Source organism: Synechocystis sp. IPPAS B-1465 (assembly GCF_003015225.1).
GTDB lineage: Bacteria > Cyanobacteriota > Cyanobacteriia > Cyanobacteriales > Microcystaceae > Synechocystis.
This window is the reverse complement of the sequence record NZ_CP028094.1, coordinates 1,039,908-1,055,555: the sequence shown is the minus strand read 5'-3', so window position 1 is coordinate 1,055,555 and position 15,648 is coordinate 1,039,908. Positions and strand designations below refer to the sequence as shown.

Below are 15,648 nucleotides of genomic sequence, written 5' to 3'. Positions count from 1 at the left end.
AAATAAAATTACTTCCGAAACATTTTCAGCATCCGTTGGGTAACTAAAAATCCCCCGGCAATGTTGATCGTTCCCACTAAAATGGCGATCGCCCCCAAGATAGTGGTGGGACTATTCAATGGCCCGGAAATCTGCAACATGCCACCGATAATGATGATGCCGCTGATGGCGTTGGTCACACTCATCAAAGGGGTGTGCAATGCCGGGGCCACATTCCAAATTAACTGCCAACCCACCACACAGGCCAGCACAAACACAGTGAAATGGGAGAGAAAAGAAGTAGGTGCGCCGATACCAATGCCCACCAAGGCGATCGCCGCTAGGGCTAACCAAAGAAAATTACCGGAGCCGGATTTTTTAGCAGATTTGGCTTCACTCTCCACTACGGTCACGGTAGGTTTAGCTGGTTGCACCGGACTAGGGGGATTAAGCTTCGGCGGTGGCCAAGTAATCTTGCCTTCATGGGATACCAAGGCTCCCCGAATAACCTCATCTTCCACATCCACTTTGAAAGCTTCGGAGCCGCCCATATCCTTGAGCAAATGCCAGAGATTGGTGCCGTAAAGCTGACTGGATTGACTGGCCATGCGACTGGGCAAATCAGTGTAGCCAATGATGGTCACCCCTTCATATTCATAAACTTCGCCGGGTTTAGTAACTTCACAGTTGCCCCCCTGCTCCGCCGCTAAGTCCACCACTACGGAACCAGCCCGCATGGATTTGACCATGGGTTCAGTAATCAATTTGGGGGCGGGACGACCGGGAATCAACGCTGTGGTGATAATAATGTCCACTTCCTTGGCTTGGGCGGCAAATAACGCCATTTCCGCCGCAATGAATTCTTCACTCATTACTTTGGCGTAACCCCCCTGCCCGGTGCCGTCTTCCTTAAAGTCCAGCAGGAGAAATTCCCCGCCTAAACTTTCCACCTGTTCTTTGACCACTGGGCGAGTATCAAAGGCCCGCACGATCGCCCCTAAGCTTTTGGCCGCCCCGATCGCCGCTAACCCTGCTACCCCGGCCCCAATGACCAGAACTTTTGCTGGGGGAACTTTGCCCGCCGCAGTGATCTGTCCAGTGAAAAACCGCCCAAAACGATTAGCCGCTTCAATGATCGCCCGGTAACCGGCAATGTTGGCCATGGAACTGAGGGCATCCAATTTCTGGGCCCGACTGATCCGGGGCACCGCATCCATCGCCAGCACAGTGATATTTTTCGCCGCCAATTTTTCCAGCAATTCGGGATTTTGGGCCGGCCAGATAAAACTAATCAGGGCTTTCCCCGCCGGTAACTCCTCCACCTCTGCCGGGGAAGGGGGCCGCACTTTGAGGATAATGTCCGCTTGCTCAAATAAGGTTTGGCGACCATCGACAATGCCACAGCCTAGGGACTCATAAAGGCGATCGGCGAAATCCGCTTTTGCTCCCGCTCCCGTTTCCAACAACAAATCAAAGCCCAATTTTTGCAGCTTTTGGGCTGTATCGGGGGTCATGGCCACCCGGCATTCCTGGTCAAAGGATTCCCTGGGTACACCAATTTTTTTCGGTGTCGTCGGCTTCATCTCAGGGGCAACGGTGGTTTTAGGGGCGGCAATGGTCATGGAAAAAAATCAAAGTAAACACGGAGGTCTTGATCTGCATAGTAAGGCGATCGCCAAAGTTTGGGGCCAATCCTTTGCATTGCTTTATATTTGTTTACTCACAAATTAGCCTTAACGGTCGGTTATTGATGGAATAGGAATTGGGTCAAACCTTTACGCTGTCCCCGTAAGATGGGTAAGGACTGCTCAGGAGGGAACCTATGGATTGGCACATTGCAAAACATTACGACGACATTCTCTATTACAAAGCGGGGGGGATCGCCAAAATTGTCATCAATCGTCCCCATAAACGCAACGCCTTCCGTCCCCAGACCGTTTTTGAACTTTATGACGCATTTTGTAACGCCAGGGAAGATAACCGCATCGGGGTTGTACTACTAACCGGAGCCGGGCCCCACAGCGATGGCAAATATGCCTTTTGTTCCGGTGGGGATCAATCTGTCCGGGGAGAAGGGGGTTATATCGACGACCAAGGAACTCCCCGCCTCAATGTGCTCGATTTACAGCGGTTAATCCGCTCCATGCCCAAAGTTGTCATTGCCCTAGTGGCTGGCTATGCCATTGGTGGTGGCCACGTTTTACATTTGGTGTGTGACCTGACCATTGCCGCAGATAACGCCATTTTCGGCCAAACCGGGCCAAAAGTGGGGAGTTTTGATGGAGGCTTTGGCTCCAGTTACTTAGCTCGCATTGTGGGACAAAAAAAAGCCAGGGAAATTTGGTATCTTTGCCGCCAATACTCTGCCCAGGAAGCAGAACGCATGGGCATGGTGAACACCGTTGTTCCCGTCGATCGCCTGGAGGAAGAAGGTATCCAATGGGCGAAGGAAATCTTGAGCAAAAGTCCCCTGGCTATCCGCTGTCTTAAAGCTGCTTTCAATGCCGACTGTGACGGCCAGGCTGGATTACAGGAACTAGCGGGCAACGCCACCTTGCTTTATTACATGACAGAAGAGGGCAGTGAAGGCAAACAAGCCTTCCTGGAAAAACGCCCCCCGGATTTTAGCCAATATCCCTGGCTCCCCTAAGCTGATCAGACCAAAGCTCCCCTGTTCAGCCCTACTATGGCACTATGTCGGAAAATTAACCCCAAAAGTTCCCCGAAAACAGTCTCCACTATGGCAAATACCTTTAACACCCTTTAAGAGTCCATTACCCCAATTGTGCTGTCTAGGCCGCTTCGGCTGCGGTGGCGATCGTTTCTGCCGATTGTTCCACTAGAGCATCCTTACTGGTCAAAGCATAGGCATGTTCTAAATACACCACATCTTCGAGGTTCTCCCAGGGACCGGCAAAGGGTTTTGCCGCTAGGGCACAGGCCTTCCACTGTCCCTGTACTGGCACATTGAGTTGACTGCAAGTGCCGCCTCGCCTACCTTCAGCCTGGTAGTAGCGGCAATAACGACAAGATGAGGTGATAAAGTTAGCGGTTTTCATGGGGGTGCGTGGGGAAATTAGGCAGTTGTTAAAATTTTTGAAAAATATCAGCTCTTTTTGAAAAATATCAGCTCGAACTTTCTAGATGTTTATATTTTGCCCTATTCAACCAAGGGGGCAAATCCGCATTAAACAGTTACTCTGTCTGCCTTTACCTCCCCGATGGAAGGAAATTCTCTTCAGGTTGTCTTAATATTCGTTTTACAAATCGATACGTTTGACACAGCACCCGACCTTAACAGGTAACAAAATCTTTAGATAATGGTATGGTATGGAACAAAAAAGGTCAGGGATCAAGAAAAAACAAGATTAAAATAGTGGCTCAAATAACTGAACGCCCAACTAATAATCTTTTTTTAACCAAACTTGCTGAGATTGAGCTGTCTTGATCCCAGGCTAAAATTGTTTTTCCAACCAGCAAATTACTTTTTCTCCCAGGCGGACTCCCTCAAGGCGATCAATCTCCCGGATCCCCGTCGGACTTGTGACATTGACTTCTGTTAGGTAGCCTCCGATAACATCAATACCGACAAAATATAAACCGTCAGCCTGCAATTTGGGTTTTAGCAAAGCGCAAATTTCTATTTCCCTGGAGGTAATGGTAGTGGGAGCCACTTGACCACCAACCGCCATATTGCCCCGGAATTCTGCTCCACTGGGAATGCGATTGACGGCTCCAATGGGATCACCATCCAGCAGGATAATTCGCTTATCACCTTCCTTCGCTTCTGGCAGAAAACGCTGTACCATTACCGGCTCTTTGCCATGTTGGGTACTAATCTCCACCAGGGAGTTGAAGTTTCGATCGCCAGGATCGAGAAACAAAATTCCCTCCCCGGCCTTACCTCCCAAGGGTTTTAACACTGCCGCCCCGTGCTCTTCCAAAAACTGGCGGATCAGGCCCTTGTCCAAACTAACCACCGTGGGAGGCATCACCGCAGCAAACTGCAGGGTGTACATTTTTTCATTGGCTTCCCGTAGCCCCTGGGGGGAATTGATCACCATGGTCTTGGTGGGGGCTAGTAACTCCAAAATGAAGGTGGCGTAGAGATATTGCACGGTCACCGGCGGATCCTTACGCATAAAGACTGCTTGGCATTCCGTCAGGGCCATCCACTGGGATTTGGACAGTTCGGACCAAGGTTGGGAAACTTGCCAGTGCCCATCGACCAAAATCACAGGCTGAAGGCGTACCGCCGCTAATTTAGCCCAGGCCTGGCCATTGATAACGGCCAAATCCCCCACTGATGTGACAAAAACTTCGTGTCCCAACTTTTGGGCCGCTTCCATGATGGCAACGGTGGAATCATGGCCCGGATCGAGTTTTTCTAGGGGATCGATAATAAAAGCCAGTTTCACAGGGTCAATATCCTTGGGATGGGGGCAGAAGCCGTAATGGTTGAAGACAAATAATATATATACGAATAAGATTAGCCAGCCTAACTATGGAGCAGGGGGTCCAACTTGCCTGCACCATCTAGGGCATAGATGTCATCACAGCCACCAATGTGTTGGTCGTCAATAAAAATTTGGGGCAAGCTCCTTTTGCCGTTGGCCCTTGCCGCCATGGCTTCCCTTGCTTCGTTGTCGCCGTCAATGCAATATTCTTGGAACTCTACTCCTTTACGTTTCAATAAAGCCAGGGCTCTCATGCAAAAAGGGCAAGTGCTCCATGTATAAATTTCAATTTTTGCCGAGACAGCCATGGCAACGCTTAATGTAAAGATTTGTACGGTTCTGATTATAGCTGACCCTGTTCGTGGTTAGGGGATAACTAACGGGCAATGCTCAACTAAAGGGCAACAATGAGCCGTTGGCGATCGCCGTAATGTGGGTAAGCAGACCCATGGTTTCCATCGGCGCTGGCACCATTTCGCCACGAAAGTCGAGAATTTGTACTAAAACTAGATACGCTACAGCTAAAATAATTGAGATGGCACCGGTGACAATGGCCACGATTTTGCCTGAATCCATAGTGAGTTTCGCCCCAATTTTCGTCGGGAGATTATTTTCGCCTAATCCTACCACGGCTTCCCCAGGGGTTTTTGGGTAGGCCAATTTCTCCTAACCCCAATTATCGATCGCCATTTTTAGCCAGCACCATTTGAGTATGACTCCTTCCCTAACCCTTCCCGCACCGGCATTTACTGAAGCAACCTCCTGGGAATGTTGGCGACAAATGCAACAAGTTTCCCTAACCATCCATGGCCCAGACCACCCCAGTGCCATCACCGTGGACACCAACTATATGGATGAAGGCCAGGGGGAACCCATGCTTTTTATACATGGCTTTGACAGTTCGGTGTTGGAGTTTCGTCGCCTACTGCCCCTAATCAAAAAAAATTTTCGGGCGATCGCCATTGATTTGCTGGGATTTGGTTTCACAACTAGATCCAAGATATTACTACCCACCCCAGCCAACATCAAAATTCACCTAGACCACTTTTGGCAAACAATTATTCAAGAACCCATTACCTTAGTGGGGGTATCCATGGGGGGAGCAGTGGCCCTAGATTTTTGCCTCAGCTTTCCCGAACGGGTCAAAAAACTAGTGCTAATAGATAGTGCTGGCCTCGCGAAACAACCCTTTGCCAGTCGGCTCATGTTTCCACCGTTGGACCGTTGGCTAACCAATTTTTTAGCCAGCCCACAGGTCAGACAAAGTATTGGCCAGACCGCCTATTACAACCGGAGTCTAGCCAGTGAAGATGCCCGCCTCTGTGCCGCTGCCCATTTAACCTGCCCGGGTTGGAGCGAAGGATTGATTGCCTTCAGCAAAAGTGGTGGTTATGGCTCCTTTGCCGAGCAATTGGGGCAAATTACTTTGCCTAGCCTAATTATTTGGGGTAAACAGGACAAAATTTTGGGTGTTAGAGCGGCTGAACGATTCCAAAATCTTTTGCCCCAGAGTCAATTAATCTGGCTTGATGCCTGTGGCCATGTGCCCCATCTGGAACAACCCGAAGCTACCGCCGCCGCCCTCAGACAATTTTGCCTATGACCACCAAGACCTAAAATCTTCTAGCTAGCTTTTAAACTTGAGATTGATAAGTAATAACTGCATCCACCCAGGGAGATTTCCTTGGGAAAATAATGGGAAAAAAGTATTATCGTTTACTTTGGTCCCTGCCCCATGCTGGTTCAAAATTTGGGACAAAAACCATTCAGAAGTGAAGTTGGAGAACAGTTCTCATCTTAAAGTAATGAATTTTACTAGTACATACTTTAGCTTGTCGTCCCGGGCAAAGGGCTTATCTAATAAAGGTTCTGTAAATATTGACAATACATGGTCTGACTGATTATGGTTGTCGGAGTTAAAAACAATTATAAAGGTGACTATTCCCACGAATTGTTTACTTTTCTGCTAATATGTCTTCTATCCGACCAAAGACTATTTTCTCCTCAGTATCTATTTTGCACTGGTTCATCATTGCCTAAGATAATGTTGAAAATTTAAAACTCTTTTGGTTGTAAAGGGTCCACATTTCACACTGCTACATAATGTCTATCAATGCTTACAAACTAGCTACGACATTGACAGAAGATGGCACGCTCCTGCTCCAGGATTTACCGTGTCCAGCTGGTACTTCCGTAGAAGTTATTGTGTTAGTTGCCCCCCAGGGAATGGTCCTTCCCCAAGCTGAGAGGGCCCAAGGTCCTGCCCCCGGCAAAGTTGGGGAAGCTGGGGCCGACTATATGGCTGCCACCGCCGACACTATGACCGAATGGAATTCTGAAGCTGATAATTCTGCATACCGACACCTATGAATACAATTTACGAACAATTTGACGTCGTCATTGTCCCAGTTCCCTTCACGGATAGGCAATCTGATATTCGTCGCCCCGCTTTAATTTTGTCCGACGCCCCCGCTTTTAATAACCGCATTGGTCACAGTGTTATGGCTATGATCACTTCGGCAAAAAATGCCCCCTGGCCCCTCGATACCCCCATTGAAGACACCCGTTCAGCGGGATTGTTTACGCCTTCGGTGGTGAGGATGAAACTGTTCACCCTAGAACACAAGTATATCCTCGACTGTGTTGGCTCTCTGTCAAAGCAAGACCGATTGATGGTGAAGAGTGCTTTTCCCCATGTTTTTAAACTCGGTTAGTCCACTGGCTGGCCGCAAATATGATTAGCTTTGGCCGGACTGACTGCCTCAAGCTCCCATCAAATCATCTAACTCTTGGTAGTGCGGTGTTTTTTTGTGGGTGGGTTTTCCTTTGCGTATCACTAGGCGATCGCCTTGGGGGCGGGAAAAGATCTCACTGAAATAACGGGCTGGAAAGATAACTAGATCCGCTGGACCATTCACAGCAAGGCGGCCGTAGTCGGCAAGTCCCATTAATTGGGCAGGGGTTTGATTAACGGTGGCACACCAGTGACCGTAGGGAGGATCCAATTGGCCAATGCGTACGGATTGGTTCAAAATTTCCAGGCCATCATGGTCACCAAAGGGAAAAAACGGATCCCGACAGTTATCACTGGCAAAGACGAGGGGAATGCCCTCCGCGTGAATGGCATGAACTTTGGTAATTCCTCTCCAGGCCGGTTTCTGGGGTTGATGGCGGCCCTGGAGGTACAGGTTACAAAGGGGCAAACTAATGATAGCGATATTAGCCTGTTTGACTAAAGCCAATGTTTGCTGGACTTGCTGGGGGGATTGCACATCTAAACTGCAACAGTGCCCACAGACAATTTGACCGGTGAAACCGACTTTTAAGGCGATGGCGGCTACTTGATGCAATACTCGGGAGCGGCGATCGCCATTTTCGTCTACGTGCAGGTCAATGGCCAAATTTCTGGCTTGGGCTAGGGTCATCAAACGGGTTAACTGGGCTTCCACCTGGGGCCCAGCGTAGGCCACTCCCCCCAGAATTCCTCCCCCATGGGCCATCTGGTCGGCTAACTTTTCCCCTGCAGAGCCTAGATAATAATCCGTGGTAACCATCGCCACCCCTTGTAAAGTTAGGCGATCGGCCCAGGCTTGGCGCAGTTGTTGAAAAGTTTGCCAAGCAATCTGACTTTTCTGACCAGCCATTTCTATGTGGGTACGCACCGCTGCCGTGCCATGGGCATAGCTACATTGGAGGGCAAATTCCATTCTGCGGTAAATATCTTCTGGGCTATGGTGCAATTCAGCATCCCTTTCCGTGCTAGCAATGGCTCCAGAAAAGGTTCCATCAACATTTGGCGATCGCCCCCAGATATGGCCCTTATCTAAGTGGGTATGCATATCCACAAAACAGGGCAAGATCATTCTTTTACTCAAATCCACCCTGGGGACACCATCGTCGGTAACTAAATCGGACTCTTCCCCCTGCCCAACAGCAACGATATTTTTGATTTTGCCGTCGGCAATTTCTAGATGGTAAAGTCCTAAATCCTCCCAAGGCCTGGGAAACTGAAAATTTTCGGGAAAATTTACCTTGGTTTTGACCAAATTGGGGGGAATATGGGCATTTTTAAGCCAATAGTGGCCATCACTGGGAAGAACCAGAGGGGAAGACATAAAAAAGATGATTTAGTTTGCCAGTTTGCCGTTGCATCAATTCAGGGCCAAGCTCCAAAACTTTGCGTTACCCTGCAGGGGAAAAATTTAGCCCCTATTTGCAATTAGATGCCAATTTTCCTAGAACATTGACCAGTATAATAGCCGGATTATCTGCCCTTTACTGACTTCGCCATGATTACCAGGGAAACCTTGCCCGTTTATTTACAACGCCTTTGGCAAAACGCCATGGTGCGCTGGTGGATCATTGGCATTATTGCCATGGTTTTGAACGTTGTCCTCTTGGATTGGTTCAAAGTGTCCCTCGGCATGGGCCTCACCTGGGCTTCCGTCCTCTCCGCCGAAGTCATTACCATCATTCGTTACGGGGCGATTGACCTCTGGGTATTTCGTAATCCTAACCTTTCTTGGCAACGCTGTTGGGAATACCATGTGGCCAATTTCAGTGGCTTTTTTCTCTGGAGTTTAATTATTGTAATTTTGGGCAATAAATTGGGCTGGGACCATAAAATAGCGGCTATCGTTGCCACCATGATTACCGTATTTTGGAGCATGGCCACTAACTTTCTTTGGGTCTGGCGTAAACCGAAAAAGAAAGCTTAATTTGTAGCCCATTGGTGTGATGGAAGGAATGGATAATGATGGGTAAATTTTTTCACTTCATTAACGACGAAAAAAATCTTAAATACTGCTTTTTAATTGCCATAGCTGTTACCCTGGGGATTTTTCTACTTAAGTTTTTTGTCACTGGCTTTGGGGTGTACGGTGATGGATTGGGCTATTACACTCCCCTGAGATCTCTATTATTTGATGGTAATCTCAGGGTAGATAACGAATATAGCTATTATGCTGAAACCGCAGGACAATTCAACAGCAGTCCCCGGGTATTTGGGCCCATTCCAGAATACAGCAAATACACGGTGGGGCTAGGCATAGTTCTGTTACCATTCTTTGCTCTAGGTCATGTAGTTGCCTTGATTTTACATCAGTTTAATAATGCCATTCCCATCAATGGTATGTCTTGGCCCTACGAACTATTTTATTGCTTGGGAAGCGTTGGTTTGGGCATCACTGGTTTAGCCCTGAGTTATCGTTTTGCTCGGCGTTATTTTTCCCACATAAGTTGTTTACTGGCCGTAGGTGGAATTTGGTTTGCTTCACCATTGAGCTATTACCTATTCCTAGAAGTGTCCATGTCCCATGCAGTTTCCGCTTTTTTAATCGCCTTATTTTTGTACGGCATATTCACTAAACCTTGGTTAACCGATGGCCGTTGGCAGATTATGCTCGCTTTGGCGATCGCCTTTGCCGCTTGGGTGCGGCCCCAGGATGTGCTGTTTTTCCTCGCACCAATATTGGTGGCGGCGATCGGGTTTGAAACGCAACCATTGGGTAATCAACAACCGAGTTTAACAACCATTTCAGCAATTCATTGGGGAAAAGCTAGTCAAACTATTTTTACCAATATTACTAAGAGAAAATTTTGGCAACCACTGCTAGTGATGTTGACAGTGGCGATGCTAATGCAAATTCCCCAGCTATTAATTTATCTTTGGCAGTATGGTGGCATTGAGCGCATTCCCTATTTAGAAGAAGGACAAGCTACGGGTCACGGGGGCAGTTTCAATTGGTTGCAACCATCCCTTTGGCAAGTGTTATTCTCCGGTCATCGGGGCTTATTTATTTGGCACCCCATAACCTTACTAGCGGTGGTTGGTTTAGTGCTAGGTTGGAGACTGTTGCCCCGTTTAAACACCATTTTGTTGGTAACTTTCTTGGCTCAAGTTTACTTTATTGCCGCTTGGTGGTCTTGGTGGCAGGGCGCTAGTGTGGGGGGGAGAATGTTTAGTAATTGCACTTTTTTATTTGTATTTGGCATAGCTAATTTTTGGCAAAAAATTTCTGGTCGTCGCTGGCAAAAATGGGCTGCTTTTGTCACAGCGTTTTTTGCTTTTTGGAATATGCTAATTGTTTTGCAGTATCAATCGGGCATGATTCCACCGGAAGCTCCAGTGACGTTGGTGGAACTATATCAAAATCAATTTGAAGTCATTCCCTTTTTTGTTAGTCATCTTCTGGAAAAATTTTGATGGACATTGAGAACCATTCAGCAAGATAGTGCATAGAGTCTATTATTTAAGGGCTATAGGGGGTAGACCCCGGCAAAAGTAACTTGTAATTCTGTCTAGCCTTTGCACCTACGGCAAACCGGCCCCAAAAAATTGTTTTTTCTGCCCTGTTGATGCATAATGAAAATAATTTGCAATAGCTTTCTATAAAATCTTCTCTCAAAATTTACGGAAAAGTCCTTATGTATATCTGCGTTTGCCGGGGTATTAGCGATAAGCAAATTGAAGCGGCTGCCCAGCAGGGCATAACCTCCCTAGAAGAGTTGTCCGAGTCCATGGGAGTAGGGGCTGACTGCGGTGTCTGCCAAGGCCATGCTTGCCAGGTGCTAGAGGCGATCGCCAGAAGGAAATTAACCTAGATGGGAGTTAGAAAAATTGAGTATTAGGCTGAAAAGATATAAGCACTAACGATAATAATCTTCAAACTATAAACTACCCGACAGGGGCAAAAATTCCAGCACTTGGTCAACTTCCAAACCTAATTGCTGCGCCCGTCCTGCCCCCAGCTCCAACACCTGGTTAACCTCTTGGTTGAGGGGGCCGTAGTTGGGACAAGGATCGGCTTTACAGGGGGGAACGTTCGTAATAATTTGTTTAATTTGCCCATCCCGCAAAAAGATCATATCCAGGGGAATCAGGGTATTTTTCATCCAAAAGCGGGCAATTCTGGGTTCTGGAAAAGTGAATAACATCCCCCGATCACCAGCTAGTTCGGTGCGAAACATCAAGCCCTGGGCCTGCTGGGCAGGAGTTGTGGCGACTTCCAACAGAATTGTTTCCGAACCAATGGTTACCTTGGCCGTCAGAGGTAAAGATTCCACCAGCGGCGATCGGGAATAACTAGGGCTACACCCCACCGTCCCCATTGCCAATCCAATACCCAAGCCAATGGTTACCAAAGTCCGCGCAATAGATGGGGCTTTAGATTGACCTAAGTTACGAAAAGTCAATGGGGTCATGGCAAACGGTGGGGATCAACCCCAAACCATAGGGGACTAACCAATGGTAGCTAACCAATCCCGCATTAACTGATTGACAGTGGACGGATCTTCGTCGTGGGGACAGTGGCCCGCCGGCAAAAAATGCTCCGTTAGTTGGGGGTAATGTTGTCGAAACTTAACACTCCTTTCCTTGACCCGCATCCAAGGATCCCCCTGTCCCCAAATAGCCAACAGGGGCGCTTGTAATTTAGCCAGGAGTTTATCCACCATTTCCCCCTGGGGAGATTTAAACACCGAGGCAAACACCTGGGCCGCCCCCCCATCACAGGAAGGACGATAAATTTCTTCCACCAGGCGATCGGTCACTGCTGTTTGATCTACGTAAACTTTTTGTAAGGTCTTCCGAATGGTGGGTTTGCGCCGCAAATATTGAAACAGTAAGTAACTGGGTAGGGGCTGGAGCATCAAGCTTTGAATTGCTTTTTGCACAAAATTAATACCGCGCTCACTAATTTGATCACCAAATGGCCCGGCACTATTGAGCAACACCACCCCGGCAATTTTGTCGCCACCGTTGGCCGCCGCACAGAGGGAAGCGTAACCCCCTAGGGAATTGCCCGCCACCACGGTTTTTTCCCCAATCACCTGGTCAATAAAATCCAGTAACTGCTGTTCCCACAGTTGGCCGCTATATTCCAGAGCCGGTTTAGCCGATCGCCCGAAGCCCAACAGATCAATCGCCCACACCTGAAACTGGTCTTGGAGTCCTTCAATGTTTTTACGCCAATGGTCAGTGGAAGCACCAAAGCCGTGCACTAAAAGTAAAGAAGGTCGATCCGGCTGGGGTTGTCCGGCCCGGACATAGTAGATCTCATGCCCTTGCCAGTGCCAATAATTACCTGTGGGTGCGGTGATCTGGGGCGAAAAGGACTGCATTTCGTTAAGAATTGTTAAGTGAATTTATTTTCCCATCATAACCCCTTAACCCGGAGGCCAGCTAAAAGGGCGACCGCCAAGGATATGGAGGTGGAGATGGAACACAGTTTGCCCCACTTCCGCCCCGTTATTAATGACTAAGCGAAATTGATCGCCAATGCCTAGATCCGCCGCTACTTCCTTGGCTTTGAGCAAAAGATGACCCAGTAGGGCATGGTCTTCCGGGGTGGCCGCTGACAATTGGGGTAAAGGCTTTTTGGGGATTAAAAGCACATGGACTGGCGCTTGGGGATTAACATCCTTGAAAGCTAGGCAAAGATCATCTTCATAGACGATCGCCGCTGGAATTTCCCGACGGATAATTTTACTGAAAATGGTATCTTCTGCCATGGTTTAAACCTAAACTGACGCTATTCAGATTAACTTACCAACGGGGCTAAGCTAATTGAACTTTTGTTTAGCTTGCTCGTAGACCGTTTCCGTTATCTCTGTGATTCCTGCTTCCCTGGCAAAATTTTCGATTTTTTTACGGGCGGCAGGACGAACGAAAAAAGGAATTTCCTTTAAACGCTCCGTTGCTTCGGCAGTCCAACTAATAGGATCACTCATTACAAAAATGGGTCTGAAATTTCGCCCTTGGGCATGATTTGACAAAAGCATTCTACCGCGACCGTAAAATACGTGCCAAAGCATAGGCTATGAAAGAATCTCCTTGTATTTTTGTTTGAAGCTAAGGGAAGTTAATATTTACGCTCCTTCGGTTCAAAGCGATTAATGACCACCGGCATATATTCCACTTTTATTTGTTCGCCGTCAAAACTGGCTAAGGTGTGGCGCAAGAATTGTTCATCATCCCGACTGGGAAAATCTTCCCGAGCATGGGAACCCCGACTTTCCTGGCGTTGGATCGCAGAAGTTAAAATCAATTCCCCCACTGCCATAATGCTTTGCAGTTCTAGGGCTTCAATAACTTCCGTATTCCATTGCGGTTGTTTATCGTCCAAAAAGATTTGCCCGTACTGGGCTTTAAGATTTTGTACCTGTTCCAAACCTTCTGCCATAAAGGATTCGGAGCGGAACACCCCACAATGGCTGGTCATGCAATCCTGAAAAGCTTGGCGCAGGGTGTTAATACGCACTGTACCCTGTTGGTTAAGAAGCTGATCAATGCGGGTTTGGGCCTCAGTTTTATAAACTGCTTCGTCAATTTCCGGGAGCGATCGCCCTTGGACATATTCGGCAATGCTCCGGCCCGTGCGACGACCATAAACCACACATTCCAACAGGGAGTTACTGCCTAAACGATTGCCCCCATGGACGGAAACACAGGCACATTCCCCCGCAGCAAAAAATCCTTCTGTTAACTCGTTGGCATTTTTTCGTACCCGACCATCGGTATTTACCGGAATGCCCCCCATGCAGTAATGCACTGTGGGCCGCACTGGCATCGGTTGTTCCACTGCATCAATGCCCACTAAACGGTGAGCTTCTTCCCAACAGAAGGGAATACGACTCATAATTTTTTCCCGACCCATATGGCGCAAATCTAGGTAAACATAGGGGCCGCCAGCACTGCCATCGGCGTTAACCCCCCGCCCCGCCCGGATTTCCAGGGTAATGGCCCGGGAGGTGATGTCCCTGGGGGCCAACTCCATACGACTGGGGGCATAGTCTTCCATAAACCTGCGCCCTTCACTATTAATTAAGTAAGCTCCTTCCCCCCGCACTGCTTCGGAAATTAGCACCCCCACCGGATATAGCCCCGTGGGATGAAACTGGACAAACTCCATATCTTCCAAGGGAATTCCGGCGATCGCCGCCATGGCCAAACCGTCCCCAGTGGAAGCGTAGTCATTGGAAGTAGTGTTATAAACCCGGCCGTAGCCCCCCGTGGCGACCATCACCGCCTTAGCTCGGACAATTTCAATGCGACCGGTGGCAATTTCATACATCACCAAGCCCTTTGCCTCACCTTCTTCGTAGATGAGTTTCATCACATACCACTCATCGTAAATTTCCACCTTATTGCGGCGCAGGTTATTCACGAGTTCGTGCAAAATGGCATGGCCTGTTTTATCGGCGGCGTAGCAAGTGCGATTGTGGGAGTGGCCGCCAAAGGCCCGCTGGGCAATTTTACCGTCTGGTAAACGGGAAAAAAGTACTCCCAAATGTTCTAGCTCAATAATTACTTCCGGGGCTTCTTTGGTGAGAATTTCCACCGCATCCTGATCCGCTAGATAATCCGATCCCTTCACCGTATCAAAGGCATGGGCTTCCCAGGAATCTTCAGCGTCAACGTTTTTCAGACTGGCTGCAATGCCCCCCTGGGCGGCCACAGAATGGGAACGGATGGGATGGGTTTTGGCCACGATCGCCACTTTGGTATCAGGGGCCAGACGCTTAATTTCTAGGGCGGCCCGACAACCGGCTAAACCCCCACCGACAATGACAACGTCCTGTTCGAGCATGGAAAAACCTTCAAAGAAGCAACAATGACAATCCCTAGGGGCCTGCCTTCCCTAATGCTGAATCATTTTTGGTGATTGATCAATTTTTTTTGCCCCACCTGTGTATATTTTTCTAACTATTTTCAACTATGGATTAGCTAGGTGATTAATTGATCAACGAATTAACTGAATTTTGCTAAAAGTAGTCGTAGTCTTTCTCAGTTTCAAAAGCAGGGTAACTGAAGTTGGAAGGGTCTCTTAAAAAAGCAAAGACTTCTTCCTCCAGACGGTGGATCAAGTAGGGTTCAATTTGGTTGCTGAAACGCAGACAGGCAATAAACCCATCCACATAGAGGCGGATTTCATCCATCGAACGACTACGGTTCCATAAATCCACCATCGCATCAGTTAACTTTTGATAGAAACGAATGATTTGGGGGTCTTGCAACATTATGGACATGGTTATGATTCACTGACTATTTCGGGAATTACCTCTGATTCTAACGAGACGGGAATACCTTTGGAAAGTTTTATTGAGCCCCATAGGTTAACCAATGATCACCATTGACTTTCACCTTGCCCATCTGGCTAAGTATCTTTGCGGCACAGTGCTCCAGATTTATCTCTAAAGATTTTCAATTAAT

General features: G+C 48.1%; 19 protein-coding genes. 7 read left to right on the top strand and 12 right to left on the bottom strand.

Going from position 1 to position 15,648, the window contains the following annotated elements; genetic code table 11:
* Positions 1-8: 8 nt before the first annotated feature.
* On the bottom strand, positions 9-1,601 hold the full coding sequence (gene pntA / locus C7I86_RS04975; RefSeq protein ID WP_010872166.1) for a Re/Si-specific NAD(P)(+) transhydrogenase subunit alpha: 1,593 nt from the start codon (positions 1,599-1,601) through the stop codon (positions 9-11).
* Between the two features lie 200 nt (positions 1,602-1,801).
* Between pntA and menB the strand changes: the two genes are divergently transcribed.
* Positions 1,802-2,629 (top strand): 1,4-dihydroxy-2-naphthoyl-CoA synthase, encoded by an 828-nt coding sequence (gene menB, locus C7I86_RS04970; protein WP_010872165.1) that lies wholly within the window; start codon positions 1,802-1,804, stop codon positions 2,627-2,629.
* A 142-nt stretch (positions 2,630-2,771) separates the two neighbouring features.
* Here menB and C7I86_RS04965 read toward each other — a convergent pair whose 3' ends face one another.
* From C7I86_RS04965 to C7I86_RS04950, 4 genes are all read right to left on the bottom strand, one after another.
* Entirely contained in the window at positions 2,772-3,038 is a 267-nt protein-coding gene (locus C7I86_RS04965; protein WP_010872164.1) for a hypothetical protein, read from the bottom strand.
* A 396-nt stretch (positions 3,039-3,434) separates the two neighbouring features.
* The gene (gene gshB / locus C7I86_RS04960) at positions 3,435-4,397 is read right to left on the bottom strand and encodes a glutathione synthase (protein WP_010872163.1); all 963 of its coding nucleotides are present in this window, start codon (positions 4,395-4,397) and stop codon (positions 3,435-3,437) included.
* Between the two features lie 80 nt (positions 4,398-4,477).
* Positions 4,478-4,744 carry a glutaredoxin 3 gene (gene grxC / locus C7I86_RS04955; RefSeq protein WP_010872162.1) on the bottom strand — a complete coding sequence of 89 codons (267 nt, stop codon included), beginning with the start codon at positions 4,742-4,744 and terminating at the stop codon, positions 4,478-4,480.
* Positions 4,745-4,826: 82 nt separating this feature from the next.
* Entirely contained in the window at positions 4,827-5,096 is a 270-nt protein-coding gene (locus C7I86_RS04950; RefSeq protein ID WP_020861597.1) for a hypothetical protein, read from the bottom strand.
* A 52-nt stretch (positions 5,097-5,148) separates the two neighbouring features.
* Here C7I86_RS04950 and C7I86_RS04945 point away from each other — a divergent pair, with 52 nt between their 5' ends.
* From C7I86_RS04945 to C7I86_RS04935, 3 genes are all read left to right on the top strand, one after another.
* Positions 5,149-6,039: an alpha/beta fold hydrolase gene (locus tag C7I86_RS04945; RefSeq protein ID WP_010872160.1), complete on the top strand. Its 891-nt coding sequence runs from the start codon at positions 5,149-5,151 to the stop codon at positions 6,037-6,039.
* Positions 6,040-6,539: 500 nt separating this feature from the next.
* The gene (locus tag C7I86_RS04940; protein ID WP_010872159.1) at positions 6,540-6,806 is read left to right on the top strand and encodes a hypothetical protein; all 267 of its coding nucleotides are present in this window, start codon (positions 6,540-6,542) and stop codon (positions 6,804-6,806) included.
* A complete protein-coding gene (locus tag C7I86_RS04935; RefSeq protein WP_010872158.1) occupies positions 6,803-7,150 on the top strand; it encodes a type II toxin-antitoxin system PemK/MazF family toxin in 348 nt (115 codons plus the stop codon). The genes C7I86_RS04940 and C7I86_RS04935 overlap by 4 nt, the downstream gene beginning before the upstream one ends.
* A 48-nt stretch (positions 7,151-7,198) precedes the next feature.
* On the opposite strand, the gene C7I86_RS04930 is transcribed toward C7I86_RS04935, so the two are convergent.
* Entirely contained in the window at positions 7,199-8,551 is a 1,353-nt protein-coding gene (locus C7I86_RS04930) for a cytosine deaminase (protein ID WP_010872157.1), read from the bottom strand.
* Between the two features lie 174 nt (positions 8,552-8,725).
* On the opposite strand from C7I86_RS04930, the gene C7I86_RS04925 reads away from it, so the two are divergent.
* From C7I86_RS04925 to C7I86_RS04915, 3 genes are all read left to right on the top strand, one after another.
* Entirely contained in the window at positions 8,726-9,154 is a 429-nt protein-coding gene (locus tag C7I86_RS04925) for a GtrA family protein (RefSeq protein WP_010872156.1), read from the top strand.
* A 35-nt stretch (positions 9,155-9,189) separates the two neighbouring features.
* Positions 9,190-10,641 (top strand): hypothetical protein, encoded by a 1,452-nt coding sequence (locus tag C7I86_RS04920; protein ID WP_010872155.1) that lies wholly within the window; start codon positions 9,190-9,192, stop codon positions 10,639-10,641.
* Between the two features lie 221 nt (positions 10,642-10,862).
* Positions 10,863-11,039 (top strand): bacterioferritin-associated ferredoxin, encoded by a 177-nt coding sequence (locus C7I86_RS04915; RefSeq protein WP_010872154.1) that lies wholly within the window; start codon positions 10,863-10,865, stop codon positions 11,037-11,039.
* A 66-nt stretch (positions 11,040-11,105) separates the two neighbouring features.
* Here C7I86_RS04915 and C7I86_RS04910 read toward each other — a convergent pair whose 3' ends face one another.
* The 6 genes from C7I86_RS04910 to C7I86_RS04885 all read right to left on the bottom strand — a co-directional run bounded on the left by C7I86_RS04910 (position 11,106) and on the right by C7I86_RS04885 (position 15,464).
* On the bottom strand, positions 11,106-11,639 hold the full coding sequence (locus C7I86_RS04910; RefSeq protein WP_010872153.1) for a DUF192 domain-containing protein: 534 nt from the start codon (positions 11,637-11,639) through the stop codon (positions 11,106-11,108).
* 36 nt (positions 11,640-11,675) lie between these two features.
* Positions 11,676-12,557 carry an alpha/beta fold hydrolase gene (locus tag C7I86_RS04905; RefSeq protein WP_010872152.1) on the bottom strand — a complete coding sequence of 294 codons (882 nt, stop codon included), beginning with the start codon at positions 12,555-12,557 and terminating at the stop codon, positions 11,676-11,678.
* 45 nt (positions 12,558-12,602) lie between these two features.
* Positions 12,603-12,947, bottom strand: coding sequence for a histidine triad nucleotide-binding protein (locus C7I86_RS04900; RefSeq protein WP_010872151.1), 345 nt, complete (start codon positions 12,945-12,947; stop codon positions 12,603-12,605).
* A 51-nt stretch (positions 12,948-12,998) separates the two neighbouring features.
* A complete protein-coding gene (locus tag C7I86_RS04895) occupies positions 12,999-13,166 on the bottom strand; it encodes a PCP reductase family protein (protein WP_014407092.1) in 168 nt (55 codons plus the stop codon).
* A 131-nt stretch (positions 13,167-13,297) separates the two neighbouring features.
* Complete coding sequence (locus C7I86_RS04890; protein ID WP_010872149.1) at positions 13,298-15,025, bottom strand: succinate dehydrogenase/fumarate reductase flavoprotein subunit; 1,728 nt, start codon at positions 15,023-15,025, stop codon at positions 13,298-13,300.
* A 175-nt stretch (positions 15,026-15,200) separates the two neighbouring features.
* Positions 15,201-15,464, bottom strand: a complete 264-nt coding sequence (locus C7I86_RS04885) for a DUF6761 family protein (RefSeq protein WP_010872148.1) — start codon at positions 15,462-15,464, stop codon at positions 15,201-15,203.
* Positions 15,465-15,648: the final 184 nt, after the last annotated feature.